General features: G+C 57.3%; 29 protein-coding genes, 1 tRNA gene and 1 other RNA gene. 20 read left to right on the forward strand and 11 right to left on the reverse strand.

The annotated features are described in order from the left end of the window. From PLU01S_RS23125 to pdeM, 7 genes are all read left to right on the forward strand, one after another. The coding region (locus tag PLU01S_RS23125; RefSeq protein WP_139803991.1) for an ABC transporter permease at window positions 1–656 on the forward strand (656 nt) is incomplete at its 5' end. Continuing rightward, the gene (locus tag PLU01S_RS23130) at window positions 653–1,363 is read left to right on the forward strand and encodes an ABC transporter permease (RefSeq protein ID WP_010795009.1); all 711 of its coding nucleotides are present in this window, start codon (window positions 653–655) and stop codon (window positions 1,361–1,363) included. The genes PLU01S_RS23125 and PLU01S_RS23130, both read left to right, overlap by 4 nt. A gap of 60 nt (window positions 1,364–1,423) precedes the next feature. Next, window positions 1,424–2,536: a succinylglutamate desuccinylase/aspartoacylase family protein gene (locus PLU01S_RS23135; protein WP_074823705.1), complete on the forward strand. Its 1,113-nt coding sequence runs from the start codon at window positions 1,424–1,426 to the stop codon at window positions 2,534–2,536. A 100-nt stretch (window positions 2,537–2,636) separates the two neighbouring features. Further along, complete coding sequence (locus PLU01S_RS23140; protein ID WP_010795011.1) at window positions 2,637–3,401, forward strand: ABC transporter ATP-binding protein; 765 nt, start codon at window positions 2,637–2,639, stop codon at window positions 3,399–3,401. Window positions 3,402–3,509: 108 nt separating this feature from the next. Then, complete coding sequence (locus tag PLU01S_RS23145; RefSeq protein ID WP_139208725.1) at window positions 3,510–6,149, forward strand: ligase-associated DNA damage response DEXH box helicase; 2,640 nt, start codon at window positions 3,510–3,512, stop codon at window positions 6,147–6,149. Window positions 6,150–6,240: 91 nt separating this feature from the next. Beyond that, a complete protein-coding gene (blaOXA, locus tag PLU01S_RS23150) occupies window positions 6,241–7,023 on the forward strand; it encodes a class D beta-lactamase (protein WP_074823702.1) in 783 nt (260 codons plus the stop codon). Between the two features lie 87 nt (window positions 7,024–7,110). Beyond that, window positions 7,111–7,767: a ligase-associated DNA damage response endonuclease PdeM gene (pdeM, locus tag PLU01S_RS23155; protein ID WP_074823699.1), complete on the forward strand. Its 657-nt coding sequence runs from the start codon at window positions 7,111–7,113 to the stop codon at window positions 7,765–7,767. Between the two features lie 40 nt (window positions 7,768–7,807). On the opposite strand, the gene PLU01S_RS23160 is transcribed toward pdeM, so the two are convergent. Further along, window positions 7,808–8,032, reverse strand: a complete 225-nt coding sequence (locus tag PLU01S_RS23160) for a hypothetical protein (RefSeq protein WP_010795015.1) — start codon at window positions 8,030–8,032, stop codon at window positions 7,808–7,810. Window positions 8,033–8,106: 74 nt separating this feature from the next. Beyond that, window positions 8,107–9,000: a polyprenyl synthetase family protein gene (locus PLU01S_RS23165; protein WP_074823696.1), complete on the reverse strand. Its 894-nt coding sequence runs from the start codon at window positions 8,998–9,000 to the stop codon at window positions 8,107–8,109. Window positions 9,001–9,158: 158 nt separating this feature from the next. On the opposite strand from PLU01S_RS23165, the gene fni reads away from it, so the two are divergent. The 6 genes from fni (at window position 9,159) to PLU01S_RS23195 (ending at window position 15,853) form a co-directional block, all read left to right on the forward strand. Continuing rightward, window positions 9,159–10,208 carry a type 2 isopentenyl-diphosphate Delta-isomerase gene (gene fni, locus PLU01S_RS23170; RefSeq protein ID WP_074823693.1) on the forward strand — a complete coding sequence of 350 codons (1,050 nt, stop codon included), beginning with the start codon at window positions 9,159–9,161 and terminating at the stop codon, window positions 10,206–10,208. Continuing rightward, window positions 10,209–11,486, forward strand: coding sequence for a glycosyltransferase (locus PLU01S_RS23175; RefSeq protein ID WP_074823690.1), 1,278 nt, complete (start codon window positions 10,209–10,211; stop codon window positions 11,484–11,486). It begins immediately after the preceding gene. After that, complete coding sequence (gene crtY, locus PLU01S_RS23180; RefSeq protein WP_074823687.1) at window positions 11,483–12,664, forward strand: lycopene beta-cyclase CrtY; 1,182 nt, start codon at window positions 11,483–11,485, stop codon at window positions 12,662–12,664. The genes PLU01S_RS23175 and crtY overlap by 4 nt, the downstream gene beginning before the upstream one ends. Then, on the forward strand, window positions 12,661–14,178 hold the full coding sequence (locus PLU01S_RS23185) for a phytoene desaturase (RefSeq protein WP_074823685.1): 1,518 nt from the start codon (window positions 12,661–12,663) through the stop codon (window positions 14,176–14,178). The genes crtY and PLU01S_RS23185 overlap by 4 nt, the downstream gene beginning before the upstream one ends. Beyond that, a complete protein-coding gene (gene crtB / locus PLU01S_RS23190; RefSeq protein WP_074823682.1) occupies window positions 14,175–15,101 on the forward strand; it encodes a 15-cis-phytoene synthase CrtB in 927 nt (308 codons plus the stop codon). The genes PLU01S_RS23185 and crtB overlap by 4 nt, the downstream gene beginning before the upstream one ends. Before the next feature lie 179 nt (window positions 15,102–15,280). Beyond that, a complete protein-coding gene (locus PLU01S_RS23195) occupies window positions 15,281–15,853 on the forward strand; it encodes a gluconate 2-dehydrogenase subunit 3 family protein (RefSeq protein ID WP_074823679.1) in 573 nt (190 codons plus the stop codon). A 54-nt stretch (window positions 15,854–15,907) separates the two neighbouring features. Here PLU01S_RS23195 and PLU01S_RS23200 read toward each other — a convergent pair whose 3' ends face one another. From PLU01S_RS23200 to moaB, 4 genes are all read right to left on the reverse strand, one after another. Next, window positions 15,908–16,408, reverse strand: coding sequence for a sterol desaturase family protein (locus PLU01S_RS23200; RefSeq protein ID WP_074823676.1), 501 nt, complete (start codon window positions 16,406–16,408; stop codon window positions 15,908–15,910). Window positions 16,409–16,469: 61 nt separating this feature from the next. Further along, window positions 16,470–17,423, reverse strand: coding sequence for a lipid kinase YegS (yegS, locus tag PLU01S_RS23205; protein ID WP_074824378.1), 954 nt, complete (start codon window positions 17,421–17,423; stop codon window positions 16,470–16,472). A 141-nt stretch (window positions 17,424–17,564) separates the two neighbouring features. After that, complete coding sequence (locus PLU01S_RS23210; protein WP_074823672.1) at window positions 17,565–18,761, reverse strand: molybdopterin molybdotransferase MoeA; 1,197 nt, start codon at window positions 18,759–18,761, stop codon at window positions 17,565–17,567. Then, window positions 18,758–19,297, reverse strand: coding sequence for a molybdenum cofactor biosynthesis protein B (gene moaB, locus PLU01S_RS23215; RefSeq protein ID WP_010795026.1), 540 nt, complete (start codon window positions 19,295–19,297; stop codon window positions 18,758–18,760). Before moaB ends, PLU01S_RS23210 begins: the two co-directional genes overlap by 4 nt. Window positions 19,298–19,446: 149 nt before the next feature. Here moaB and mobA point away from each other — a divergent pair, with 149 nt between their 5' ends. From mobA to PLU01S_RS23235, 4 genes are all read left to right on the forward strand, one after another. Continuing rightward, entirely contained in the window at window positions 19,447–20,049 is a 603-nt protein-coding gene (gene mobA / locus PLU01S_RS23220; protein WP_074823670.1) for a molybdenum cofactor guanylyltransferase MobA, read from the forward strand. 44 nt (window positions 20,050–20,093) lie between these two features. Continuing rightward, window positions 20,094–20,315, forward strand: a complete 222-nt coding sequence (locus tag PLU01S_RS23225; protein WP_010795028.1) for a YgdI/YgdR family lipoprotein — start codon at window positions 20,094–20,096, stop codon at window positions 20,313–20,315. A gap of 80 nt (window positions 20,316–20,395) precedes the next feature. Beyond that, a tRNA-Pro gene (locus PLU01S_RS23230) sits at window positions 20,396–20,472 on the forward strand. A gap of 210 nt (window positions 20,473–20,682) precedes the next feature. After that, the gene (locus tag PLU01S_RS23235; RefSeq protein ID WP_074823665.1) at window positions 20,683–21,507 is read left to right on the forward strand and encodes a molybdate ABC transporter substrate-binding protein; all 825 of its coding nucleotides are present in this window, start codon (window positions 20,683–20,685) and stop codon (window positions 21,505–21,507) included. Between the two features lie 35 nt (window positions 21,508–21,542). Here PLU01S_RS23235 and PLU01S_RS23240 read toward each other — a convergent pair whose 3' ends face one another. The 4 genes from PLU01S_RS23240 to PLU01S_RS23255 form a co-directional block, all read right to left on the reverse strand. Beyond that, window positions 21,543–21,782, reverse strand: coding sequence for a hypothetical protein (locus PLU01S_RS23240; RefSeq protein ID WP_074823662.1), 240 nt, complete (start codon window positions 21,780–21,782; stop codon window positions 21,543–21,545). A 128-nt stretch (window positions 21,783–21,910) separates the two neighbouring features. Then, complete coding sequence (locus PLU01S_RS23245) at window positions 21,911–22,225, reverse strand: hypothetical protein (protein WP_010795031.1); 315 nt, start codon at window positions 22,223–22,225, stop codon at window positions 21,911–21,913. Window positions 22,226–22,311: 86 nt separating this feature from the next. Continuing rightward, window positions 22,312–22,527 (reverse strand): hypothetical protein, encoded by a 216-nt coding sequence (locus PLU01S_RS23250; protein WP_010795032.1) that lies wholly within the window; start codon window positions 22,525–22,527, stop codon window positions 22,312–22,314. 856 nt (window positions 22,528–23,383) lie between these two features. Next, a complete protein-coding gene (locus PLU01S_RS23255) occupies window positions 23,384–24,193 on the reverse strand; it encodes an SDR family NAD(P)-dependent oxidoreductase (protein ID WP_074823659.1) in 810 nt (269 codons plus the stop codon). A gap of 296 nt (window positions 24,194–24,489) precedes the next feature. Between PLU01S_RS23255 and ssrA the strand changes: the two genes are divergently transcribed. From ssrA to PLU01S_RS23270, 3 genes are all read left to right on the forward strand, one after another. After that, window positions 24,490–24,843, forward strand: a transfer-messenger RNA (tmRNA) gene (gene ssrA, locus PLU01S_RS23260). A 147-nt stretch (window positions 24,844–24,990) separates the two neighbouring features. Further along, window positions 24,991–25,479: a hypothetical protein gene (locus tag PLU01S_RS23265; protein ID WP_010795039.1), complete on the forward strand. Its 489-nt coding sequence runs from the start codon at window positions 24,991–24,993 to the stop codon at window positions 25,477–25,479. 159 nt (window positions 25,480–25,638) lie between these two features. Further along, window positions 25,639–25,842 (forward strand): hypothetical protein, encoded by a 204-nt coding sequence (locus PLU01S_RS23270; protein WP_074823656.1) that lies wholly within the window; start codon window positions 25,639–25,641, stop codon window positions 25,840–25,842. 200 nt (window positions 25,843–26,042) lie between these two features. Here the strand turns inward: PLU01S_RS23270 and PLU01S_RS23275 are convergent. After that, a partial coding sequence (locus PLU01S_RS23275) for an Hsp20 family protein (RefSeq protein WP_084339939.1) occupies window positions 26,043–26,391 on the reverse strand: 349 nt, incomplete at its 5' end.

Raw genomic sequence — 26,391 nt, forward strand, 5'->3', positions numbered from 1 at the left:
AAGGCACCTGGATGACCATGAAGCTGGCTGTCCTGTCGCTGGTGGTGTCAGTCATCCTGGGCCTGCTTGGCGCTACGGCCAAACTATCTCCCATCAAGGCCTTTCGCCTGCCGGCCGCCCTGTATACCACGCTGATCCGGGGCGTCCCTGATCTCGTACTCATGCTTCTGATCTTTTACAGCCTGCAGAGCTGGCTGGGCGAGTTCACCGATTACATGGATTGGGACTACATCGAAATTGATCCGCTTTCTGCCGGGGTACTGACCCTGGGTTTCATTTATGGCGCGTACTTCACCGAAACATTTCGTGGGGCGATCCTGGCGGTGCCGCGGGGGCAAATCGAGGCCGCTACCGCATATGGCATGACACGTACGCAGACCTTTTTTCGGATTACCTTTCCGCAAATGATGCGCTTTGCCCTACCTGGCATCGGCAATAACTGGCAGGTGCTGCTCAAGGCCACAGCGCTGGTCTCCATCATCGGCTTGAGCGATATCGTCACCGCGACTCAGGAAGCCGGCAAGACCACCTACAAGATGTTCTACTTTCTGATCCTGGGCGGCGTGATCTATCTGCTGATTACCGCACTGACCAACCAGGTTCTGAACTGGCTGGAACGTCGTTATTCTGCGGGTGTTCGGGAGGCTGTACGATGATCGAAATCCTGCAGGAGTACTGGCGCGCCTTCCTCTGGACGGATGGTTATGGTTTGTCGGGTCTTGCGATGACCCTGTGGTTGCTGACGGCCTCGATCGCCATCGGCTTCGTGGCATCGCTTCCGCTTTCCGTTGCGCGACTATCGCGCCACCGTCTCATTCGCTGGCCGATACAGTTCTATACGTATGTTTTCCGAGGCACGCCGCTCTATCTCCAGCTGCTGATCTGCTATACCGGGATCTACAGCATCGAAGCTGTACGCAACCAGCCACTGATGAACGAGTTCTTCAGGGATGCACTGAATTGCACCATTCTGGCTTTTGCTCTCAACACCTGCGCCTATACCACCGAGATCTTTGCAGGTGCGATCCGCAATATTCCCCATGGTGAGATCGAGGCAGCCAAGGCCTACGGCCTGACAGGCTGGCGGATGTACATTCACGTCATCATGCCGTCTGCGCTACGCCGCGCCCTTCCCTACTACAGCAACGAAGTCATTCTGATGCTGCATTCCACGACGCTGGCGTTCACGGCTACCGTCCCGGATATTCTCAAGGTCGCTCGTGATGCCAACACTGCGACATTCCTGACTTTTCAATCCTTTGGTATTGCGGCGATTCTGTACCTCATTCTGTCCTTCACGCTCATTGGCCTGTTTCGCCTGGCCGAGCGCCGCTGGTTGGCCTTTCTTGGCCCGGCCCGCTGACCCTTCATGCAGGATGCCACGACCCGCAGGGATGCGGGCTGATTCATTAGGAGTTACCTCATGCGTCACGCCACACACAACCTGATTTCTCCGGTGCCCGGCACCGATCGCAAGATCCACAGCTTTCATTTCGGACCGCAGGACAGCGGCCGCAAGATCTACATCCAGTCCTCGCTGCATGCTGACGAACTGCCCGGCATGCTGGTCGCCTGGAAACTCAAGAATCAACTCCGCACACTGGAAGACGCAGGCCGTTTGAAGGCCGAGATTGTGCTGGTTCCGGTTGCCAACCCTATCGGGCAGGATCAGCAGGTCATGGATATTCACCTGGGCCGCTATGAGCTGGAATCCGGGCAGAACTTCAACCGTCGCTTCCTGGACATGACCAGCAAGGTCATTGCTGAAATCGAAGGCACCCTGACCGACGACCCCGCACAAAATCAGGCGTTGGTGCGCAAGGCCTTCAAGGCAACACTTGAGCGTGAGACCGCGAATAATCAGCTGACGTCTCAGCGGCTGGTTCAACAGCGACTGGCCTGTGACGCCGAGATGGTGCTCGACCTGCACTGCGATTTCGATGCGGTAGAGCATCTCTACACCACGCCGGAAGCCTGGGATCAGGTAGAGCCCCTGGCCCGTTACCTGGGCTCCAAGGCCAGCCTGCTGGCCACCGACTCTGGCGGTCAGTCATTTGATGAGTGCTTTACGCTTCTGTGGTGGAAGCTGAATCAGCAGTTCGGTGAACGCATTCCCATGGGCAGCTTTTCCGTCACGATCGAGCTGCGAGGCCAAATGGATGTGTCCCATGATCTGGCTGAACAGGATGCCCAAGCCATTCTCGACTACCTGACCCACTACGGCGTCATCTCCGGCGAAGCGCCGGCACTGCCGGAGCTGCCGTTCCCTGCCACGCCACTGGCGGCAGTAGAGCCCATTGATAGCCCCATAGGGGGTGTTCTGGTCCTGATGGCAAAGCCAGGCGATGTAATCGAAGCCGGACAGGTCATCGCTGAAGTGATCGACCCGATTGCCGACCGTGTAGAGCCTATCCGCAGCTCGGTGTCAGGTGTCCTGTATGCCTGCGCCAACCGCCGTATGGCCACAGCCGGCATGGCGGTCGCACGCGTGGCAGGCACCGAAGCCTATCGCAGCGGCTATCTGCTTTCGCCGTAAGGCTCGTTTCTGATGCACGGCGAGCCCGCGCAGACGGGCCGCCTTGTGGCCGTGCTCCGATGTCTGGAGCACGGCCGTTTGATTGGAACAAGGACTTCATATGTACAAGCTGACCGTCGAAGGGCTGCATAAGCGTTACGGCGATATCGAAGTGCTCAAAGGTGTCTCGCTACAGGCCCGGACGGGCGATGTGATCAGCCTGATCGGTGCCAGTGGCTCGGGTAAGAGTACCTTTCTGCGGTGTCTCAACTTTCTCGAAATGCCGGATGCCGGTGTCATGACGCTGGATGGGAATCCCATTCGCCTGGAGCGGCACGGGAATGGGCTGCGCGTAGCGGATCAGGCTCAACTGCAACGCTTGCGCACCCGGCTGGCCATGGTGTTCCAACACTTCAACCTGTGGAGCCATATGACCGTGCTGGAGAACATTACCCTGGCACCTCGCCGCGTACTTGGCCTGGGCAAGCAGGAAGCCGAAGCGCGCGCTCGCGCTTACCTCGACAAGGTAGGCCTTCCTCAACGCGCCGCCGATCAGTATCCGTCGTTTCTCTCAGGCGGCCAGCAGCAGCGTGTAGCCATTGCGCGAGCCCTGGCCATGGAACCGGAAGTCATGCTGTTCGACGAACCCACGTCTGCACTCGATCCAGAATTGGTAGGCGAAGTGCTCAAGGTCATCCAGGCGCTGGCCGAGGAAGGCCGTACCATGCTGATGGTGACGCACGAGATGGGCTTTGCGCGACAGGTGTCCTCACAGGTCGTTTTCCTGCATCAGGGCCGCGTCGAAGAAGCGGGGGCACCCGCTGAGGTACTGGTCAAGCCACAAAGCGAACGCCTGAAGCAGTTCTTGAGCGGCAATCTGAAATAGACCCTATGTCCTTGAGTGGCGGCTTTCTCTCTGCCGTTCAAGGACGTCAAAAAGGGAACCTGCCTACCGCTTGATACTCCGAAGCATAAGCATGACGGAGTCCATCAGTTGCCTGACGATACGATTTCTTCCCCCCGCCTGGGTGCCGCCTGGTTCGCTCAACGTGGCTGGTCGCCCTTCCCCTTTCAGGATGAAGTCTGGCGCGCGGTCGAGCATGGCGAATCGGGCCTGCTCCATGCGACCACCGGATCCGGCAAAACCTACGCCGTATGGCTCGCGGCACTCAACAGCTTTGCCAAGGACAAACCGCTAACGGCCAAGGGTGAACCCAGCAAACGCAAGCAGGCGGTAGAGCCACTGAGCGTACTGTGGCTGACCCCCATGCGAGCCCTGGCCGCAGACACAAAGCGTGCATTGGAAGCCCCGGTCAATGATCTGGAACTCAACTGGACGGTCGGCCTGCGCACAGGCGATACCAGCAGTGCTGAGCGGGCCCGGCAGAGCCGCCGTCAGCCTACCGCGCTGGTCACCACGCCGGAAAGTCTCTCGTTGATGCTCAGCCGTGAAGACAGCCGCGAGATTTTTTCCAGCCTGCGTATGATCGTGGTTGATGAGTGGCATGAGCTGCTGGGCAACAAACGTGGCACACAAGTCCAGCTGGCCCTTGCACGGCTGCGCCAGTGGAACCCTGCACTGGTGATCTGGGGGTTGTCGGCCACGCTGGGTAATCTTCCCCATGCGCAGGAAGTGCTGTTGGCCGGTCATCCAGGCCGGCTGGTTCAGGGCAAGCTAGCCAAAGACCTTCTGGTAGACACGCTGTTGCCCAAGCGAGGTGTGGAGCGCTTTCCCTGGGCTGGGCACCTGGGAGTACGAATGGTGCCCCACGTTGCAGACGAGATCGAGCACAGCGCAACCACGCTTATATTTACGAACACCCGAGCGCAGGCCGAAATCTGGTATCAGGCACTGCTTGAGGCCCGTCCCGAGTGGGCGGGACTGATTGCCTTGCACCATGGTTCTCTGGACCGCGAAGTGCGTGACTGGGTTGAACTGGGACTCAAGGAAGGCAAGCTCCGGGCCGTAATCTGCACCTCCAGCCTGGACCTGGGTGTGGATTTTCTGCCAGTGGAGCGCGTACTACAGGTGGGCTCGCCCAAAGGCGTTGCACGTCTGCTGCAGCGCGCCGGGCGAAGCGGCCATGCCCCGGGACGTCCCTCCCGCGTCACGCTGGTGCCTACACATAGCCTGGAACTGGTCGAGGCGGCAGCGGCCCAGAAAGCCGTGGCCGCCCGGCGAATCGAATCCCGCAGCGCGCCGCCCAAGCCATTGGATGTACTGGTACAACACCTCGTCACCATTGCGTTGGGCGGCGGTTTCGATCCGCAGGCCTTGCTCAAGGAGGTCCGTACAGCCTGGGCTTATCGCGAACTGACGGACGAGGAATGGGCATGGTCCCTGGCCTTTGTTCGTCACGGCGGTCACTCGCTCACGGCCTATCCCGACTACCGCCGTGTAGAACCGGATGAACACGGTATCTGGCGCGTACCGGACCGCCAACTGGCCCGCCGGCATCGCATGGGTATTGGCACTATTGTCAGCGAGTCGGCCCTACGGGTGCAGTTCTGGACCAAGGGCGGCGGTGGCGGCAAGTTGGGCAGTATCGAGGAAGGTTTTATTGCCCGCCTGAAACCCGGTGATCACTTCCTGTTCGCTGGCCGCGTGCTGGAGCTGGTGCGTGTGGAAAACATGACAGTGTATGTGCGGCGGGCAAGTAGCAAGAAAGCGGCCATTCCACGATGGAGCGGAATGCGTATGCCGCTGTCGGACGAGATGGCCGAAGCCGTCATTGATGAGCTTACCGAGGCGGATCAGGCGCGGTTCGCTTCTCCCGAAATGCAACTGGTCAAACCGCTGCTGGAGGTCCAGAAGCAGTGGTCTGCCCTGCCGACCCGCAATCATTTGCTGGGGGAAACGATGAAATCCCGAGAGGGCTGGCACCTGTTTCTCTATCCGTTTGCAGGACGACATGCACACCTGGGCCTGGCGAGCCTTCTGGCCTGGCGCATCGCCCAGAAACGACCGATCAGCTTTTCCATTGCCATCAATGATTACGGCTTTGAGCTGCTGTCGCCTAGCAAGGTGAACTGGGAAGAAGAGCTGAATGCCGAGCTGTTTTCCACCGGGACGCTTCTTGCCGATGTCATTGCCAGCCTGAACGCCAGTGAACTGGCGCAGCGACGGTTCCGCGAAATCGCCCGCATCTCAGGGCTTATCTTTACCGGCTACCCGGGCGCGCAAAAAAGTACCCGGCAGCTACAGGCCAGCAGCAGCCTTTTTTTCCAGGTGTTCCAGCAATACGACCCCGAGAACTTGCTGCTTACCCAGGCTGAGCAAGAGGTACTGCGCCAGGAGTTGGATGTACGAAGGCTGGAAAAAGCCCTGAATCGCATGCAGGCACTTGAACTCAACCTGCACGCCATTGAGCGCCCTACTCCCTTCAGCTTTCCGCTTCTGGTCGAGCGTTATCGCGAAAGCATGAGTTCAGAGAAACTGGCGGACCGGATTGCACGTATGGTTCAAGATCTGGAAAACGCTGCTGGACCCCGTGATTACGAGCTGCCCGGCGAAGGAAATGACTTCATGGGATTAGGTGCAGGAGAGTCAGACCTGCCCGCTCGCCGCAAGGGTCGTGCTCCACGTCAGACCAAAACCGGGCTTCCTCGTACAAAACGGCAAAAGACTGTGTAGCAATTCACGCTTTATCAGCATAAAGGATGAGTGCAATATCACACAATTAATTGGCGCGGTAAAATTGACAACTGCTTCATAAGTAGTTGATATGAAAAATCTTTTTAGTGCCTTACTGCTATTGTTGTCGGCCAAGGCGCGTGCGCCCGAATGGCAGGAAAGTCCCACGTTGGCCCAGTTGTTCAAGCGAGCCAACCTCAAGGGTACATTCGTGCTTTACGATGTCTCGGCAGATACGTTTACCGGGTATGACCGGACACGTGCAGACACCCGTTTTGTTCCCGATTCCACCTTCAAGATCGTCAACAGCCTGATCGGTCTTTCCACCGCAACCATTCGTAACGTGAGTGAGGTACTGCCCTATGGAGGGCAGCCGCAGCCCTTTCCTGAATGGCAGCGTGACCTGGGGCTACGTGATGCAATCAAGGTCTCCAGCGTACCGGTTTATCAAGAGCTGGCACGACGTATCGGCCTTGAACGCATGCAGGACTTTGTGCGCAGGCTCGAATATGGCAATGCGCAGGTAGGCGACAGTGTGGACGATTTCTGGCTGGCCGGACCGCTCAAGATCAGCGCCCTGGAGCAGGTACGCTTTTTGGCACGCCTGGCACAGGAACGCTTGCCTCTGCCCGAAACCGTACAGGCAACGGTACGCGACCTGATTTGTCTGGAGCAGGGAAAAGACTGGACGCTGTACGGTAAAACCGGTTGGGTTCAGAACCAAGACCCTGACCTTGGCTGGTGGGTCGGCTGGATTGAAAAACAGGGGCTGGTCTATACCTTTGCGCTCAATATCGACATGCCCAACCCTCAGGAACGGCACTTGCGCATTGATCTGGGTAGGGATTGCCTCAGATCGCTGGGCATCCTGTAGACGCCGGGCAGCCTGTTGTCTGCCCAGGCTACGTTCCCAGGAACGAGGCTGTTAAAGTGGCAGGCTTTCCGCTGTTCTTGCATGTGCATGCGTACCCATATTCCCGTATCCCTTGCCGGCACTGAGGTGTGGTTGCTGGCTGACAAGGCCGTCTACTGGCCCGAGCAGAAGGCGCTGCTGATTGCCGATATCCATTTTGGCAAGGCCGCTGCCTTTCGTGCCCTTGGGCAGCCAGTACCCCATGGAACCACTGCTACCAACCTGGTTCGCCTGGATGCACTGCTGGAAGCCTACCCGACCGAGCACCTGTACTTTCTTGGCGACTTCCTGCATGCACCGGAATCCCATGCACCGACCACGCTCAATGCGTTGGCGCGATGGCGTAACGCAAACCCATCGCTGCTCATCACCCTGATTCGGGGTAATCATGATCTACGTGCAGGGGACCCGCCCGCCTCGCTCAAGATCAACGTAGTGCCCGAGCCGCTTTTGATCGGTCCATTGGCGTTACAGCATGAGCCGGAATCGCACCCCAGCCACGTTGTGCTGGCGGGCCATATCCATCCGGCGTTCAGTCTGAGCGGCCGGGGGCGCCAGCGTCTGCGCCTGCCCTGCTTCTGTCTGGATAATGATGTGCTGTTGCTACCGGCCTTTGGTGACTTTACCGGCGGATGGGAGATCAAGGCTCTGCCGGGCCGAAGGATCTTTGTGGTAGGCGATGGTGGGATCTGGCCATTGGGCTGATCCTGGGAACGCTGCTACTGCAGCGTTCAACAGAGGTTCTTCAATCCATTTGGGCAATGCCAGAAATCATGATGCCGTAACGTTCCAGCAGCGCTACCGTGGGGGCCTCATAGTCCTGGGGCAAATCGGAACTGTCATAACTGTCGAGCGCTTGGTCCCGTACCAGTTGAGCGGCTTGCTCCATATCCGGTTTCTGTTCGGCTTCAGTTTCCACGACGGACGTGTTGCCATCATTGTTGGTATAGGTAATTTTCCACTTTGGCATCGCGCAAACTCCAGTAGCTTACTGAACTGTATCTTTAGACGCCGGATTGCGCCGCAGTTCTCTACAAAGCGCCTTTACCTGATGGGCTGCCCGAACAGCGCGTCCAGCATATGATCCAGCCCACCTCCCATCAGCCCCATGCCTGCCAGCGTATTGCGTGCGGTGCTCAGATGGTTCTCGAGCTGCGCCTGTACCGACTCACGGCCCAGCAGCGCGACCAGCGTGGACTTGCCGTCATCCTGATGGGCATCTTTTCCCAGGCCATGTCCGTCCTGCAGGTCATCAAGCAGTTGGAAAGCCAGCCCCAATTCGGTAGCAAAACGATGCATCCCCTCCCGGACCGACGGCTTGGCACTGACGGCCAGAGTCGTCATGTCCAGCGCTGTCGTGAACAGGAGTCCGGTCTTAAGGTGATTGGTACTGTTAATAGCCTCCGCGCTGCGGCTTTTGGCTCCTTCGCGCAGATCACGGTACTGCCCCCGCACCAGCCCTTGCGAGCCTACAGCGGATGTCAGCATGCACACCATCTGATTACGCAGGACAGGCGCAACACCTGATGTACTGGCGACGACGCAAAAGGCATGGCTGAGCAGCGCTACTGCTCCCAGAACGGCGACATCCTCACCAAACTGCACATGAATGGTAGGCCGACCGCGCCTGAGCGTGGCGTTATCCATGCATGGCATATCGTCCAGAAACAGCGAGGCGGCATGCACCATCTCGACCGCGCAGCCCAGATCCAGAATAGCCGGCGAAAAGGCATCCAGATCCCGGGAAGCCAACAGCATGAGCAATGGCCGTATACGCTTGCCGGGCGCCAGGGCACCCTCACGCATGGCGGCTGCGATCAGATCATCATTCTCGACAGGCGGAAGCAGCTCCTCTAGTCGGGTATCGATACGGGCACGCTCTGTTACAAGCTCGAAAGCGCATTCCTTCGGAAGTTTTGGCACTAATACCGTTGCCATGAGTCGAGATACTCCAGCACATGTAAGCGAGCCGACGAATGGTCGACACCAGCGACTCAACAATTTCCCTGATCCGATCTTGCAGATCAGAGCCGCTTGACGTACTCATGACCACAATAGCCGACGAAAGGTCGATGGCAACAGGAAAAAGGTAACTCATGGTTGATTGGGAATTGGCAAGTCGCAAGAACGATCACTTGGATATCGTCCTTGATCCTGCACGTGCCTTGAGCAGTATCACGACTGGGTTTGAGCAGATTCAATTCCAGCACTGTGCCCTGCCAGAGCTGCACCTGAACCAGATCGATCTTGCCACCACGCTGCTGGGCAAGCCGCTCAAGGCGCCTGTTCTCATCAGTTCCATGACAGGCGGGCCGGAACGTGCACAGACCATCAACCGGCACCTTGCCGAAGCGGCGGAAACGCTAGGCCTGGCGCTGGCAGTAGGCTCGCAGCGCATTGCCCTCCAGAACGGTGGGGACAAGGGACTGACCGGTCAATTACGGCAACTGGCTCCGTCCATTCCCCTTCTCGCCAATATTGGTGCAGCTCAATTAGTGGCGGGTTATGGCGTGACCGAGGCCCGTCGGGCAGTCGACATGATCCAGGCCGACGCCTTGATCATTCACCTCAACCCACTCCAGGAGGCGGTACAGTCCGGCGGCGATCGCAACTGGCAAGGCGTCCTGGCTGCCATCGAACATCTGGTAACACATTTGGGCGTTCCGATCGTCATCAAGGAAGTGGGCGCAGGCATTTCTGCCGATGTCGCCCAGCAACTGACAGAGGTGGGTGTCGCCGTGATCGACATAGCCGGCGCAGGAGGAACCAGCTGGGCAGCTGTCGAAGCCGAGCGTGCCCATAACGACCTCGATCGTCAGGTTGCTCAGGCCTTTATCAACTGGGGCATTCCAACCGCCCAGGCGATTGCTCAGGTCCGTGAGCAATGCCCGGACATTCCACTCATTGCCTCGGGCGGTATTCGCAACGGCGCCGATGCGGCCAAAGCCATTCGCCTGGGCGCCGATGTGGTCGGTCAGGCTGCCGCCGTGCTGCATAGCGCAACCCTGTCTCCAGAAGCCGTTCTGAACCATTTCGAAGTCATGATCCGGCAACTGAAGGTAGCCTGCTTCTGCACCGGCTCGGCGAATCTGGCCGAGCTGCGCAAGGCCCGCTTGTTAAGACCCGTTTCGCTCGCGGAGACCTGAATGCCTCATTTCGCCCTCATCGCCCCTGCATTTTCAAGCCATCTTCGCGCAATGGAAGCGATTGCCGAAACCCTGGTGGCGCGAGGGCACATGATCAGCCTGCTCCATCAGGCGGATGTCGGCGAGCGGCTTCGTAGCAACGCCATCCGCTTTTACCCGATAGGCCTTGAATCTCATCCGCCCGGCTCGCTGGACACCATGATTCGCCGGGCCGGTAATCCAGGCGGCCCGCTTGGGCTGATGCGCGTTATTCATGATATGGCTCGCAGCACCGAGTTGTTTTGTCGCGAGGCGCCGAAGATCCTGCGTGACCAGGCCGTTGATGCCGTAATCTCCGATCAGATGGAGGCCGCTGGGGGGCTTATAGCCGAGCATTTGCGCCTGCCCTACGTCTCGGTAGCCTGTGCCTTGCCGGTCAACCGGGACCCGCTTGTGCCTCTTCCCGTCATGCCATGGGGATACGACACATCGCCACGAGGTCGCCATCTCAATCAGGGCAGTGCCCAGGTCTATGACCTCCTGATGCACGAGCATGCCTGTGTCATCCAGCGATACGCAAAAACCTTTGGTCTTGAGCCTCGGTCAACATTGGCCGACTGCCTGTCGCCTTACGCTCAAATCAGCCAGTGCGTACCGGGATTCGACTTTCCCCGTACCGAGCTGCCAGCCCACTTTCACGAAGTCGGCCCGCTACGCCTACCCGCAACGCAAGACCCTGCCCTGAGCTATCCGATCCGCACCGACAAACCGTTTGTGTTCGCATCGCTAGGGACATTGCAAGGCGGACGTTTCACCTTGTTCGAACGGATCGCACGCGCCTGCAAAACGCTTGATGTGCAATTACTCATCGCCCACTGCGGTGGCCTCAACCTGCAGCAATGCGATGCCTTGAGGCAGGCTGGCGCTCACTGGGTTACAGACTTTGCACCGCAGCGAGCCACGTTGGCGTGGGCCGATGCGGTCATTACCCATGCCGGTCTCAACACTGTGCTCGATGCGCTGGAAGCAGGAACGCCCATGCTGGCGTTGCCAATTGCCTTCGATCAACCCGGCGTGGCTGCACGCATCGAGCATGCCGGCGTCGGCCTTCGCCTGAGCCCTAAGCGACTGACCTCCGGCAAATTGGCCCTCGCTCTGCAACACCTTCTGACCGAGCCGCATTTTCGTTGGAAGGCCCAGGCCTTTCAGCCTCGGGTTCAGGCAGCCGGCGGCGTACAAAAAGCCGCTGACCTTATTGAGGACGTACTCAGCAAGGTTGCCCTGGAGAGACCCGCATGAATACCTATGACCTGATCCTGGCGGGAGGTGGATTGGCCAACGGGCTGATTGCCCTGAAACTGCGCCAGACACGTCCGGAGCTCCGCATCCTGCTCATCGAGCAAGGCGACCGACTGGGCGGTAATCACACCTGGTCCTTTCATGAGCCGGACCTGACAACGGAGCAGCACGCCTGGATCGAGCCGCTGGTAGCCCATCGCTGGGCGGAGTATCAGGTATTTTTTCCTGGGCTTGAGCGGACACTGAGCAGTGGTTACGCCTCTATCAGCGCCGAGCGCTTTCATGACGTTCTGATGGAGCGCCTGGGTGATTCGGTACGTCTGAACGCTACGGTCAGCGCGCTTGGCCCCACAGAGGTCAGGTTTGCCAACGGCGAAGCGTTTCAGGCGGCTGCAGTTCTGGATGGCCGGGGTCATCGCCCCAGCCCGCACATGGGGTTGGGTTTTCAAAAGTTTCTGGGTCAGGAGTTACAGCTCGCGCAGCCCCACGGGCTTTCCGGTCCGATCATCATGGATGCCACCGTTCCACAAACGGAGGGTTACCGTTTCATCTACGTCCTGCCGCTTACTCAGGACCGGGTTCTGATCGAAGACACCTACTATGCCGATGGACAGAACCTTGACCCTGATCGGCTGCGTGACCACATCGCCCGCTACGCCGCGGATCACGGCTGGACGATTCAATCCCTGATCAGAGAAGAGCATGGCGTGCTCCCCATTACGCTGAGCGGTGACATAGAGGCGTTCTGGGCTGAAGCGGGAGATATCCCGCCCACTGGCCTCGCCGCCGGCCTCTTCCATGCCACCACAGGATACTCATTACCTGAGGCGGTACGACTGGCGGAACTTATTGCCGGCTGCCCCCGTCTGGATACCTCTACCCTTGTTGATACGGTTCGCCGGCATGCGCTGCAACGCTGGCGAACCTATGGATTTTTCCGCCTGCTCAACCGCATGCTATTTCTGGCCGGCAAACCTCAGCATCGCTACCGTGTGATGCGTCGCTTTTACGGTCTTCCGGAACCCTTGATCCAGCGTTTCTATGCCGGACAGTTGAAGCCCAGCGATAAGCTGCGCATTCTGACAGGCAAGCCACCGGTTCCATTACGCGAGGCACTGACGGCGGCACTGGCCAGCCGCACCGGTCAAACAGGCGGACCGATTAAGGACATCTCATGAATACAGACGTCGTTTCCAATTCCAGGCAGGCTGTTGTCGTTGGTGCCGGTTTTGGCGGACTGGCCCTGGCCATACGCCTGCAGGCCTCCGGGATTCATACCACGCTACTCGAAAAGCGGGACAAACCCGGCGGGCGCGCCTATGTCTATGAGGACAAAGGCTTTACCTTCGATGCCGGCCCCACGGTCATTACCGATCCCTCGGCCCTGGAAGAGCTCTTTACTGTGGCAGAGCGCAAACTGTCGGACTATGTCGAGCTACTGCCCGTCGATCCGTTCTACCAGCTGTGCTGGGAAGACGGCACCCGCTTCGACTATGTCAACGATCAAGCCACGCTCGATGCCCAAATCAAGTCACTTGACCCTGCCGACGTGGAGGGCTACCAGCGCTTTTTAGCGTATTCCCGCGCAGTCTATGAAGAAGGGTATGTAAAGCTGGGTAGTGTGCCGTTTCTAAGCTTTCGCGACATGGTTCGTGCCGGTCCGCAGCTACTGAAGCTTCAAGCCTGGCGCAGTGTGTACGATCAGGTCTCCAAATTCGTTCGCAACGACAAGCTTCGGCAGGCACTCTCCTTTCATACGCTGCTGGTCGGTGGTAACCCGTTCGCTACCTCGTCCATCTATACGTTGATTCATGCTCTGGAGCGCCAAGGCGGCGTGTGGTTTCCCCGTGGCGGTACAGGCGCTCTGGTCCAGGGTCTGGCCAAGCTGTTTCAAGACATTGGCGGCACATTAGAACTTAACACGCCTGTCGAGCGCATCCTGGTCGACAATTGTCGTGTAACAGGTGTCATTACAGCCCAAGGCAAGCAGATCGAGGCCGACCTGGTTGCATCCAATGCCGACGTAATCCACACCTACAAGAAGATGCTGGGTCATCATGTACACGGTATCGTCGAGGCGAACCGTCTCAAGAAGAAGCGTCACAGCATGTCGCTGTTCGTGGTGTACTTTGGCCTGCGCCAGCGCCCTGAAGAACAGAAGCTTCAACATCATACGATCTGTTTTGGTAACCGTTATCAGGGTCTGATCGAGGAGCTATTTTCCGGCCCAGGCGTTCCTGAAGATTTCTCACTCTACCTGCACTCCCCGTGCGTGACCGACCCCTCCCTGGCACCCGAGGGCTGTAGTACTCACTATGTGCTGTCGCCTGTCCCGCACCTGGGCAATGCACCGGTAGACTGGTCGGTAGAGGGTCCGAAGTACCGGGACCGCATTCTGGCCTACCTGGAAAAGCATTACATTCCTAACCTGAATCGCGACCTGGTCACCAGCCGGATTTTTACACCCGAGGATTTCCGCACCGAACTCAATGCATATGTCGGTTCAGCCTTCTCCCTAGAGCCAATCCTGACCCAGAGCGCCTGGTTCCGGCCGCATAACCGAGACGCCGCTATTCCCAACCTTTATCTGGTCGGTGCCGGCACCCACCCGGGAGCAGGCATTCCTGGTGTAGTCGGCTCGGCCAAAGCGACCGCAAGCGTGATTCTGGGGGACCTTGGAGCAGCCATATGAATACGGCAGTCGTCGAACACGCAACGCAGTCCATCAACGTCGGCTCCAAGAGCTTTGCCGCTGCGGCCAAACTGTTCGACGAACAAACCCGTCAAAGCGCCGTGATGCTTTACGCCTGGTGCCGCCATTGTGACGATGTGGTGGACGGCCAGGACCACGGTCATGGACAGGTTGAAGGCGACCGGACGGCAAGCGAAGCCCGTCTTCAGGAACTTGAAGATCTGACGCGCCGTGCCTATACAGGCGAGCCCATGAGCGAACCGGCTTTTGCCGCCTTCCAGCAGGTCATCCAGCGCCATGCCATTCCCGAGCGCTATCCTCTTGAGCATCTGGCGGGTTTCCGCATGGATGTTGAAGAACGGGTCTACTACCGCCTCGACGATACCCTCCAATACTGCTACCACGTCGCCGGCGTGGTAGGCGTCATGATGGCAATGCTCATGGGTGCGCGCGACGAAGACACGCTCGACCGCGCCTGTGATTTAGGCATGGCGTTTCAGCTGACCAATATCGCACGGGACATTGTGGAAGACGCCCGCATAGGCCGAATCTACCTTCCTAGGGAATGGCTCGATGAGGCAGGCATTCCCGTCGCCGAACTGGCTGATCCCGCGCATCGTGTCCGCCTGGCCACCCTGGCGCAGCGTCTGGTCGCGCTGGCTGAACCCTACTATGACTCAGCCGCTACCGGTATTGCCGACCTGCCTCTGCGCTCAGCCTGGTCGATTGCGACCGCTCGTGCCGTTTATCGGGAAATTGGTCTGAAAGTTAACGCACGAGGCCCTAGCGCCTGGGACAGTCGGGTATCAACCAGCACCGTTGATAAGCTTCGCCTGGTGATAAGAGGAGCCCTACGTGCACTGGCTTCACGGGCGGGCCGCTCTAGTCCGCGCCCCGCCGATCTATGGACCCGTCCGCGGTAGGTGAACGCACCGGGCGGTAGTGTCTCGTTACGAAATGAAGACTTGCGTCTTTTGCTGAAATTGGTCACAAACAAGGCGTCGCACGGCGACACTAAACCTAAACTTTTCAGTGGTATAGCAGGTCAGACATAAGCGACTACTTTAAGTCGCTCTACAGTAGTCAAGTACGGGATATATTTATGCACAAGACGGAATCGGCTGTTCCAAGAGATCTACAAAACGCACCGACCTCGCTCTTCTCGATCATCCCGCTTGTGCCGAGTGCACACACTACGGCCAGTCCGGACAGATCGCATACCTACAAACCGGAATTTTTCAACGAGAGCGAATGGGCGCTGCTCAAGGCAGCTTGCGGACGCCTGACTGCCACGACCAATCAGGGCACCAGTGAATCCCTGGTCGATCTGCCTATTTTCATTGATCAGCATATGTTGTCGCCTTATGCGCACGGCGACCTGGATTGTCTGCAAGACCCTTTCACCGATGCACCCGCCAAACTTCCTCAGGGTCGCCAGCCGCTACGTGATCTGGTACGCGCCGGGCTTGCGGATCTGAATCGCTACAGTCAACAAACGCATCAGCAGCTTTTTACGGCACTGTCAGCCGAAGAGCAGCAGCATGTTTTGAGCAATGCCGAAGCCGGTCTTCTGGGCACGCAAGCCCAGGAATTCATTTCCCTGCTTCGCACTGAAATCGATCACAGTCGCTTCGCCCACTCGTTGTTTCCGGCATACGAACCCCTGTCTGCTTGAACCCTCTGAACCGAATAAAAAAGCGCGCCTTATGGCGCGCTTTTGCGTGGTGCTTTACTCCTGATCGAACCGCCGCTTCTTGAGCGGGCCGTCATGCAGATCACGCAGCTGCTTCTTGAGCGCGGTCACTGATGGCGCATACAGGAAACCAAACGAGACACATCCCTCCTTTCCATCCACGGCATGATGCATGCGATGGGCCTGATAGAGCCGCTTCAGGTATCCGCGACGCGGGACATATTTGAAAGGCCAGCGCTGATGGACAAGGCCGTCGTGAGCGATGAAATACAACAGCCCGTACGCCGTCATGCCGGCACCAATCCACTCGATCCGGCCATAACCGGACGTGCCGAAATAAATCAGGGCGATAGCAAGGCCGGCGAATACAACGGCATAAAGGTCGTTTTTCTCGAACCAACCGGTGCGCGGCTCATGATGGGACTTGTGCCAGCCCCATCCCCAGCCGTGCATGATGTACTTATGTGCGTACCAGGCAAACCACTCCATAAAGGCCACGGTGCCCAGCACGATTGAGGTATTGATTAAGATATCCATGTTCGGCTCCAGGATCGTCCTTCCACCTTACTGCCTGAAACCCATTTGCGCACGATCTGGATCAGGAAACCGGGTCGGACGTCACCAGCAGGGTCGACGGATTCCCGAGCAGAATGGAATCCGTTGGCAGGTGGACATTCAGTGCGGCAGAGCGCACCACAAAACGTACCTTTTTGCTGTGCATGGGTTCGCCGTCCAGATTCATATCGACCCCTTCGCTGGCGGAAACCTCAACCCAGGGTAACCGGGTACGAATGAACAGATCCTCGCTGGCAAATCCGCCTGAAAACCAGGAGCCCAACGTTCCCATCAGATCCTGTGGCGTGGGCAGAATAGTCAGATCAAGCATGCCATCGTTGACGACTGCATTCGGGCACAGCACATGGCCGCCGCCGGCCTGCCGGCCATTGCCAATCCCCATGGCCAGAAACTCGCCTTCCCATTCAAAATCCGGCCCTTCGAAACGACCGTAGGCGGAGCGCACTTCCGCAAAGCGCGTAAGGCCTGTCAACAGATAAGCCGTGCCACCCAGTACGCGCTTGAGTTCCGAGGACGTATTTGCCGTCACTTGTGAACCAAACCCGCCGGTGGCCATATTGAGAAACATCTCGCCGTCTGCTTCGATCAGATCGATGGGTTGCGCTGGCGTATCCAGTAGCGCCAGTGCCTCGGCAGGATCAGCTGGAATACCTGCCGCCCGGGCAAAGTCATTGGCGGTTCCCAGGGGCATCAGGGCCAACGACGCATCGGAGCGCGTACGAGCCAAGGCTTCGGCCACCAGCTTGAGCGTACCGTCGCCTCCGCCTGCTACCAGATGCGTATAACCTGCAGCGACTGCTTCCTCAACAAAACGGGCCGCATCGCCATTCTCCCAAGTGACCCGGACATCGACCGTTTTGCCGGTCGCACGTCGCGCCTCAACCGCTGCGCGGACATCGTCATTGGTGGCTTGATTACCATTGAGAATCAGCAGTGTTTTTTCATTGGAATCGGAGACGGTGACAGGAACATTCATGAACAGAGCACCCAGCAAAGTCGAGTGTCAGTAGGACTACGTCAACGGGTCCACGTTCCTTGGGAGCGACTTGATTTGTGATGAAGCAACCGCTCTGAAACCGACCCGGGAAAGCCGATGCGTTCCCAGGTCGGCAAGACTTCAGCCAATCAGCTCACTCATGGGAATGAAGCCCACAAGATCACCTTCGGCGATGGTTCTTCCTTCACGTACCTCTACCAACCCGTCAGCCCATGCCGCCGTACGCAGGACATTGGACCCCTGGTCGCGATGAGGCACGACCCGGCCATTTTCAAGCCGCGCCCGCTGGTACTCGCGTCGCTCGCCCACGCGCGTCCAATTAAACCCTGCTGCCACTTCCAGCTTGAGGGGATCAACATCCTGAACGCCCATCCGACGCAGCAGATAAGGACGCGCCAGCAGCCCGAACGTCACCAATGTAGACGCTGGGTTGCCTGGCAGCCCGATAACCGGCACGCCGTTATAACGACCACAAGTGAGCGGCTTGCCTGGCTTGAGCGCCAGCTTCCAGAGGGTCAGCTCACCCGCCTCACGCAAGGCCTGGCCCAGGAAGTCCGCCTCGCCTACCGACACGCCGCCGGTCGACAGGATCAGGTCCGCCGAGTGCAGCTGCGCTAATTGCTCACGGGTACGCTCCAGATCATCCGGAAGGATGCCCGCATCGATCACCTCGCAGCCCAGACGCTTGAGCCAGGACGCCAGCACCGTCCGGTTACTGTTGTAAATCTGTCCTGGCCCCAATGGCTTACCCGGCTCGACCAGCTCATCGCCGGTCGACAGGATCGCTACCCGGGGGCGCCTGAACACATCAAGAGCCGCGCAGCCCAACGACGCCGCAATACCCAGCTCGATCGGTCCCAGTCGCTTGCCAGCGTCCAGTACCGTATCGCCCTGGCGCGTCTCGTTACCCTTCAGGCGAACGTTTTTGCCTGCCTTGAGCGTCTCTACAAAGCGAATGCGGCCGTCATCCAAGACCTCTGTGTTCTCCTGCATCTCCACCGTATCGGCACCTTCGGGCATGGGCGCCCCGGTAAAGATGCGTGCACAGGTGCCCGGCGTAAGCGGCTGCGGGCTTTGCCCCGCAAAGATACGCTGACTGACAGGCAGCGGTTCGCCCTGAAGATCCTCAAAGCGCAGCGCGTATCCGTCCATGGCACTGTTGGACCATGGCGGCAGGTCGAGCTCCGCTATCACGGACCGGGCCAGAACGCGCCCCTCGGCCTCCGCCAGAGACACACGTTGCGTTTCGGTGATCGCGTCGGCATCAGCCATCGACAGGAGACGGGCCAATGCCTCTTCAATAGGTAACAGACTCATCCGCGCGGTCCGCAGGGTTCGGCCTTCTTCAGATGCGGCACAAAATTGCAGGGACGATGACGGTTGTCCAGCTGCTCAGCCAGAATGCCGTCCCAACCTGTACGGCAGGCACCCGTCGAACCCGGCAGGCAGCAGACCAGCGTACCGTTGGCCAAACCTGCCAGCGCACGGGACTGAACCGTGGACGTACCGATGTCTGTCGCAGAGATCTGACGGAAATATTCACCAAAACCATCGACCTGCTTGTCCAGCAGGCAGGCTACCGCTTCCGGTGTGCTGTCGCGGCCGGTAAAACCGGTGCCCCCGGTGATGACAACGACCTGGACGGTATCATCCGCAATCCAGTTGGCTACCTGAGCGCGGATTTTGTAGAGATCATCCTTGAGCAGTACGCGTGCAGCCAGAAAATGTCCCGCCTCGGTCAGACGGTCAACCAGCAACTGTCCCGATGTATCGGTTTCGAAGGTACGGGTATCACTGACAGTCAGAACGGCAATATTCAGCGGTACAAAGACCGCATCGGCCTTAGAGCTCATAACAATCATCCAAAACGGCAGGTAAGAGACATTTTTATATCACAGGCAGGACTACCACGTAGCGATCCAGACAGAGACAAACCGTCGCCCCGCCACATAGAGCCAAGCCGCGCTACACTGACGGCCCGTATTCGAGCCTGGACGTTCCCATGACCAAACGCCTTTCCGACTGCTCCATTCTTCTGCTTGCCGGTGGCCGTGGTCAGCGTATGGGTGGAAGGGATAAAGGCCTGGTGGAATGGCATGGCCTTCCGCTGATCGAGCATATGCACAGGGTGGTCCGCCCCCTGACCGATGACCTCATTATTTCCTGTAACCGTAATGCCGAGCGCTACGCCCGGTACGCCGATCAGATCGTCAATGATGCCGAGCCCGACTTTCCCGGCCCGCTGGCCGGTATCCGTGCAGGGCTCAGGGCAGCTCGTCATCGCTGGCTGATCCTTCTGCCGTGCGATGCTCCGCGCATTGATCGTGACCTGCTTGTCCAGCTACACCGCTGCGCACAGGAGGCACCTGATGCTCCAGTCATGGTGCGTCAGGGAAATTTCTGGGAGCCCTTGTTTTCACTTATTCCTACCCGCTTGAAAGATCGAGTGGAAGAAGCCTGGCAGGCAGGCGAGCGCAGCCCCCGGGGTGTATTCATTCCATTGGGTGCCCGGGCGCTCATGATTGCAGAGCATGATCAGCGTCTCGCCAATGTAAATGATGAACACAGCCTGCTTGCCCTTTCATCGGAACCTGGCGGGAAGTGACAGGTCAGAATGTCGTTAAACGTGCGTTTAAAAGGAGACTGCACATGAGAACCCGGATTCTACCTGCCTGCTTGCTGGCTTTTGGTTTTACCGTCCTGGCCGGTTGCTCTACGCCTTCAGTAATCACGTTGAACGACGGGCGTGAGATCCAGGCGGTAGATACACCCAAGTACGATGATGACTCGGGCTTCTATGAGTTCGAACAACTGGACGGCAAGCCTGCCCGCATCAATAAAGATCAGGTCCGCACCATCAAGGAACTGTAAAATTTTGCAGAGGGTACGCAAAAAATTTCACCTAAAACCTTGTCTCTAAAAAGTTTTTAGGTAAAATGCGCGCCATCTTTCGGAGCGTAGCGCAGCTTGGTAGCGCGTCTCGTTCGGGACGAGAAGGTCGCTGGTTCGAATCCAGTCGCTCCGACCAGTATCCCGGTCTAACTCTGTTTAGACCAGCAAAGCCCGCCTTGTGCGGGTTTTGTTGTTTATGGCCTTAATGTTTTTGGCAGCATTTTGCCGTACACCTCGTCCTTTGCCTCCCACATAAGCGCCCTGTTCACGTAATATCCCGCCTCCGGTTGTGTTTACCTGTAAAGGAAGCGATCCTGCCCTGCGCTCGGCGGGGTCAGCTCGGCTTATGAAAAATATCTTTTCCGCTTTCCTGCTCGCCCTGACCGCGGCGAGCCTTTCTGTGCATGCGGCCGCTCGCCCTGTGCCGCAACCTTCCCCTGCACTTCAGTTGTTTTGCGCTAAGGGCGCTCTGGACGTTGTCGAAAAAATCGGCCCTGTTTATGAAGAAACCTTTGGCAGAAAGCTTGTCAGCCATGTAGCGCCGGCACGTGGCAACGATGCCACCACCATTCCTAGTCGACTGGCCGAAGGTGAGCGGGCCGATGTCTTTTTGCTGGACCGCATGGCCATTTCCAAACTGCAGCAGCAGGGTCATATCGATCCAGACAGCTGCGCTGATTTCGGAAAGTCCTATATTGCGCTTGCTGTCCCCCACGGCCAAAGCCATCCGGCCATGACAAGCATGGAAGAATTCAAACAGATTCTGCTGGATGCCAAATCAATTGCCTACTCCGAGAGTGCTAGCGGTTTGTATTTGGAAAATGTTCTGTTCAACCTCATGGGTATCAAGGAGCGAATTGCGCCCAAGTTGAAAAGAATCACGAACGAGTCAGTGGGCGACGCCATTGCCCGGGGTGAGGCGGAAATCGGTCTGGAACAGGTCAGCGAGTTGAGTCCTTTGCAGGGCGTCGATATCGTAGGACTCATACCCGATCAGGCGCAGAAGATGACGCTATACACCGCCTGCATGGCACCTGACACGCCCCATCCTGAAGAGGCCCGCCAGTTCATCAAGTACATCAGCTCCAATGCTTCATTCGAGCTGATCAAAGCCAGTGGATTGCAGCCCCTTGTCGATCCTGACTACGAGCTGCACTTCAAGAAAGGTTGATTATCCACTGCCGGGGCGTTTACAACAGCCCCGCCTTATTCTGCCTGGATGGTAAACAGGCGCTCACCCTTGGCTGTTACCGCTGTGCCTTCGTCAATGTCTGCCAGGTAATTGTCGTCCATGTCATACACCTGCTCGCCCTCGATGCGGTAGATCAACCTATCCTGATCATCCGAAGCGCGTACAAAGCCGTCATTGTCAATCAGACCAATCTGAACGGCTTTGTCGCCATATCCAAATACCAGGTAGCGCCCTTGACTGTAATCGGCAGCCATCTTGTTTCCTCCAAGCATTAGGGTTGCCCGATGGACAACCTCTATCCAACAGCTGTCGCTCCGTATGAACAACAGTACGTTCTGAAGATTGGAGTCACGCTCTAGCCAAGAGTGCCGAAAAGTCCCGATCAGAACGAGCTGACTACCAGAGTCATGACAGGCCGACTATCCGATAATGGATGGACCTTGAGCCGAGCGCCGGTGCTACAGGTGATGATTGAATGGTGGCTGCCCAGCATTGGCTTATGTTTGACGACTTCAGGGCAATCAAAGCCAAATGTCTTGCTAGCATGCCAGGCAAGATCGGCCTTGCTCAGATTCTGGCTCGTATTGGCCTTTTGAGGCTGGGTGTTGTAAAGCGACTGATCCGCGCGTGTAAGCTCGGCATGAACAGACCAGGATAACGACGATGCCAGCAATAGAACTGCAAACTCTTTGCGCATGAGAACTCTCTTGAACTGCCCGTGCAGCTTTGAACGTTCACTCCTTAATAAATAGCCAGCTATCACCTGAGGCACACCAGAAGCGTTTAGCGCTTGCGACCTACAACCTTCGCAACGACTAACGCATCCTCGATGGCCATCTGCACATCCCCGACAAGATCAGCCGAAACCCACTTGTCTGAGCTGATGACATCGAGCTTGGCCTGCTCTGCAATGGTGTCGGTATCAACACCTAGCTTCAGGGCTGCTCCAAAAACAGAGGCCAGGGCCTGGCTATACACAACCAATATCCTGTCAGTCATGAATACTTACCTATCATCTTGAGCATCTAGGTGAACGTTCAGCACAACCTCAGTGACACTCCTTTGTCAGCACTGCGAACGGGCGGGGCAAAGCCTGCACCTTTCAAGTAATAGCTGATAAATTCAAGGACTTCCCGAGAATTTCAAACCATCCATCAGCTTGGCTTAAAGCACGCCGGAAAAGCTCCGATAACCTTTTAGCAAGCAGTTCACCCCTACTTCTGCTTGTCTCCATGGTCTTTAAGCCTCGACTCGTCGAGGCTTTTTTCTTTAAGCGCCAGTGCCTGCTCATCCTTACATTGGTATAGCAAGCACCATGCCTGAAAAAACGCCTGATTTCCGGCACTCGGCCGCTTCCAGCCATAAAAACGTCTATCAGAAGCATTTCACGCTAGCGGCCTGAACTAATTTTGCGTTTACGGTCATACCAGAACGCGCTGTCAGCGTGTCCGTCCCCACATGGAAGTAGCGGCAATCCTATGAACACTCTCGCCCTCTGGCTTACCTCCCTTGGCTTGGTTGCCCTGGCAATGCCCTACGAAGGGCTTTACGCCTGCAGTACCTATACGTGGTGTTATACCCAGAACCCTATATGGCTCCCGCTCTGCATCGTTGTGACACTGATGTCGTTCTGGATTTACAAAAGAGAGGGCGCATCCGGTCAGCCTCGGCGACAGAACACGGATCGATCATCCAGCAGTCTTCAGGCTTGGCCGTCTGCGCCAAAAGACCTCACCTAATAAGATGCTATCTGCTCATCGTCCGCTCGTGCTATTACCTTGCGCAACGGCAGTGTGGCTCAGGCACTGCCTGGAAAGGTTCTCGGACAAGGCGGGACGGCTACTAAGCTAAACGGCTAAGCCGAGCCTGGCTCAGACATCTGGCGATGACGCTCAGCTTTTTCCTGCTCAGACTCGGTGCGATTGGGACCTTCGCCTTCCTGCTCAACTTCCGGCCCGCCCCCGTAGACCTCGGCTTGCCCGGCCATCAAGGCATTGAATCCCTGCTGCGCCACCAATGCAGGATCATTCTTCTTGCCTGAGCCTACCTGAGTATCGTCCTCACCGGCCCGGTGGAAAAAGTTGGTTTCGGTCGGTCCCGGCATCAATACCGTTACGCTCACACCGGTTCCCTTCATCTCATTGCCAATGGCATTTCCAAACGACCGCACAAAGGCCTTGGACGCTCCGTATACCGCCTCGAACGGAACAGGTGAGGTTCCTGAAATCGAAGAGGTTAAAAGCATACGACCTCGCCCTTGAGCCACCATGTCCCGACTGAATAACTTGGCAAGGTGTACTACAGACACCACATTGATCTGAATGAGGTTAAGTTCGCTCTCCAGTGTCGTCTCCGCCTCGGTATCCGGTACGAAACTGCCGCCAACGCCTACACCCGCATTGATGGCAATCGCATCAACTGGGCGGTTCAATGCACGAAACGCCGAATAAAGCTGCTCTACTCCTTCATAGGTTGCGAGGTCAACCGCCGCACACTCGACCTGAGCGCCTAGGGCCTGCAATGTCTGCCGGGCCTCATCCAGGCCTTTGCCCCGCGACGCGATAAGCAGGTCGAAGCCGTTCTGAGCGAATTGCCGTGCCAGCTCCAGCCCTATGCCATTCGAGGCACCTGTTACCACCGCCAGAGGTTTGTTCGTCTGAGTCATGCGGGTTACTCCATAAGGGTCATAAGCGGTATGACCTACTGGAGGCCGGGGCGACTCCCTAACCAACCGTATAAAAGTAGCCTGTCGCCACTACAAAACAGTTCTGGCAGCGAGTCGGTAGCCACGCCAAACCATAGGGTGAAAATAAAACTTCACCTGCCCTTGAACAAACGAATCGCCTCCCCCATCTATGTAAGTGCCGAAAGAGGAAAGCCCGCTTTCTTCAGATTCTGCCTTTTACTATCAGGCACTTGACAACTCGGCTGTTCATTTATACAGTGAGCAATACTCATCAAGGGGGCGATTAGGATTCGACGCCGGTAACAAAACTTGAGGAGCATGCCGAGCTGGTAGCAGACCTCGTAAATTAGCTGCTGCAAACTTATAGTTGCCAACGACGACAACTACGCTCTAGCTGCTTAACGCGGCTAGCAGTCGCTAGGGGATGCCTGTAAACCCGAAACGACTGTCAGACAGAACAGGATCGCCGCCAAGTTCGCTGTAGACGTAACGGCTAAAACTTATACAGATCGCCCCAAGCGCCCTGCCCATCGGGCCGCTAAGGGTTAACTCTAGTAGATTGGGCTAAGCATGTAGCGCCAAGAGCGGAGAGCTGGCGGACGGGGGTTCAAATCCCCCCGCCTCCACCAAGCATAAAGGGCTAGCCAAACGGCTAGCCCTTTTTTATTGCCTAAAATCAGCTACTGTTAGAAATAAGGCGATACAATGGCATTTTGATATTTTTAATGTTCCACAGTCTGCACCATGGCAGGCGCTACTAACGACATGGTTGGATAATGAAATACAAGGCTTGGTTACTCGCCATAGCAGGATGCCTGGCTTCCCTGGCCGTCCATGCAGGTGAGCTGACGGATGAGAATGACGAGTTCAGAGAGCGGCGCTCCGTAATCTGGACGGGTGATAAATCTGCCAACGATCTGGTATTTACCGTATCGGCTAGCCAGGCGACAACAAGCTCAGGCGGTAAGATCACAACATACATTGCCAAGCTGTCCAGCATTGGCAACGAAGCCCGCTTTGGTGATTGCCGCTTTGCTCGCTGGACGATTGACGGCAAGGTCTTCTATGAAATGGAAGGCAAATACAAGCTCAACACCTTTCGTGATATCTACGGCGAAGACTTCACGACGCCCGTGACCCGGGAAGCGCTGGAGTATGTTGCGTCCGGCCAGCGCGTGGAATACAGGGCCTGCGATGTTAAAGGCAAGCTGTCTGACGACGATCTTGAAGGGCTTCAGCGCCTCTTGGATGTTACCGAAGGCTGACCTTTCCATCAGCAACTGGGCATTATTCGCACTATGCAATTACCGCTCATTTCAGACTAAAGGCTAACCGGAGTTAGCCGATACCGTAGATACCAGGCAGCAACGTGAGCTGCCGCACTCATTCGTGAGTAGCCTAAGACGCTGCCTAAGGATAGAAAAGTGTTCTACTGTCTCGGCCTGATACTCTTTGTTGCTGGCTCCTTCTGCCTGTTTTTTGCGCCAGAGGACCTTCAAATCGTTATCGAGGGTGTATTGCTGATGGCTATCGGCTTTACTTACATTCTTGAAGGCAAACGCAGCCAGCGCAAGCTAAAGGCGCTGGCATCCTGCCGCTATTCAAGTCTGCATATTCCCGGTCGATAATAAGGCGGGTCTGGCAGTTTCCCTCTCTTTCTGCCCGACCCTAAGCCCCGAGCAATCGGGGCTTTTTATTGCCTGCGTCTATCGCGGCTGAGCATGCCGATAAAGACGCACCAAATGGAAACAGGGTCTTTTAAGAAGCCCCATACAAAAAGGGGATGTTCATGACATCCCCTTTCTCTAGTGCCTTATCGCCGCTGCGCTTAGGCGGCTTGCCCTTCCAGCGCAGGCTTTTCGTCGGCACTCAACTGGCCATTGATAGCGATGCGCTTGGGCTTGGCCTCTTCCGGTACGTCACGTACCAGATCGATGTTGAGCAAGCCATTCTTCAAGCTCGCGCCCTTCACCTCAATGTGATCAGCCAGGCGGAAGGACAGCTTGAAGGCACGCTGGGCGATGCCCTGGTGCAGGTAGGTCACGCTGTCGGCGCTCTTCTCGCGACGACCGCTCTTCACGGTCAACACGCCCCGCTCCACTTCAAGCTCAAGGTCATCTTCGGCAAAACCGGCAGCCGCGATCACGATGCGATAGCGATCGTCGCCATGCTTTTCT

This window comes from Pseudomonas luteola NBRC 103146 (assembly GCF_002091675.1).
Classification (GTDB): Bacteria; Pseudomonadota; Gammaproteobacteria; order Pseudomonadales; family Pseudomonadaceae; genus Chryseomonas; species Chryseomonas luteola.

Bases quoted from the DNA above. Each gene is read 5' to 3' on its own strand.
- PLU01S_RS23130 (WP_010795009.1), top strand. From the start codon at position 653: ATGATCGAAATCCTGCAGGAGTACTGGCGCGCCTTCCTCTGGACGGAT.
- PLU01S_RS23135 (WP_074823705.1), top strand. From the start codon at position 1,424: ATGCGTCACGCCACACACAACCTGATTTCTCCGGTGCCCGGCACCGAT.
- PLU01S_RS23140 (WP_010795011.1), top strand. From the start codon at position 2,637: ATGTACAAGCTGACCGTCGAAGGGCTGCATAAGCGTTACGGCGATATC.
- blaOXA (WP_074823702.1), top strand. From the start codon at position 6,241: ATGAAAAATCTTTTTAGTGCCTTACTGCTATTGTTGTCGGCCAAGGCG.
- pdeM (WP_074823699.1), top strand. From the start codon at position 7,111: ATGCGTACCCATATTCCCGTATCCCTTGCCGGCACTGAGGTGTGGTTG.
- PLU01S_RS23160 (WP_010795015.1), bottom strand. From the start codon at position 8,032: ATGCCAAAGTGGAAAATTACCTATACCAACAATGATGGCAACACGTCC.
- PLU01S_RS23165 (WP_074823696.1), bottom strand. From the start codon at position 9,000: ATGGCAACGGTATTAGTGCCAAAACTTCCGAAGGAATGCGCTTTCGAG.
- fni (WP_074823693.1), top strand. From the start codon at position 9,159: ATGGTTGATTGGGAATTGGCAAGTCGCAAGAACGATCACTTGGATATC.
- PLU01S_RS23175 (WP_074823690.1), top strand. From the start codon at position 10,209: ATGCCTCATTTCGCCCTCATCGCCCCTGCATTTTCAAGCCATCTTCGC.
- crtY (WP_074823687.1), top strand. From the start codon at position 11,483: ATGAATACCTATGACCTGATCCTGGCGGGAGGTGGATTGGCCAACGGG.
- PLU01S_RS23185 (WP_074823685.1), top strand. From the start codon at position 12,661: ATGAATACAGACGTCGTTTCCAATTCCAGGCAGGCTGTTGTCGTTGGT.
- crtB (WP_074823682.1), top strand. From the start codon at position 14,175: ATGAATACGGCAGTCGTCGAACACGCAACGCAGTCCATCAACGTCGGC.
- PLU01S_RS23195 (WP_074823679.1), top strand. From the start codon at position 15,281: ATGCACAAGACGGAATCGGCTGTTCCAAGAGATCTACAAAACGCACCG.
- PLU01S_RS23200 (WP_074823676.1), bottom strand. From the start codon at position 16,408: ATGGATATCTTAATCAATACCTCAATCGTGCTGGGCACCGTGGCCTTT.
- yegS (WP_074824378.1), bottom strand. From the start codon at position 17,423: ATGAATGTTCCTGTCACCGTCTCCGATTCCAATGAAAAAACACTGCTG.
- PLU01S_RS23210 (WP_074823672.1), bottom strand. From the start codon at position 18,761: ATGAGTCTGTTACCTATTGAAGAGGCATTGGCCCGTCTCCTGTCGATG.
- moaB (WP_010795026.1), bottom strand. From the start codon at position 19,297: ATGAGCTCTAAGGCCGATGCGGTCTTTGTACCGCTGAATATTGCCGTT.
- mobA (WP_074823670.1), top strand. From the start codon at position 19,447: ATGACCAAACGCCTTTCCGACTGCTCCATTCTTCTGCTTGCCGGTGGC.
- PLU01S_RS23225 (WP_010795028.1), top strand. From the start codon at position 20,094: ATGAGAACCCGGATTCTACCTGCCTGCTTGCTGGCTTTTGGTTTTACC.
- PLU01S_RS23235 (WP_074823665.1), top strand. From the start codon at position 20,683: ATGAAAAATATCTTTTCCGCTTTCCTGCTCGCCCTGACCGCGGCGAGC.
- PLU01S_RS23240 (WP_074823662.1), bottom strand. From the start codon at position 21,782: ATGGCTGCCGATTACAGTCAAGGGCGCTACCTGGTATTTGGATATGGC.
- PLU01S_RS23245 (WP_010795031.1), bottom strand. From the start codon at position 22,225: ATGCGCAAAGAGTTTGCAGTTCTATTGCTGGCATCGTCGTTATCCTGG.
- PLU01S_RS23250 (WP_010795032.1), bottom strand. From the start codon at position 22,527: ATGACTGACAGGATATTGGTTGTGTATAGCCAGGCCCTGGCCTCTGTT.
- PLU01S_RS23255 (WP_074823659.1), bottom strand. From the start codon at position 24,193: ATGACTCAGACGAACAAACCTCTGGCGGTGGTAACAGGTGCCTCGAAT.
- PLU01S_RS23265 (WP_010795039.1), top strand. From the start codon at position 24,991: ATGAAATACAAGGCTTGGTTACTCGCCATAGCAGGATGCCTGGCTTCC.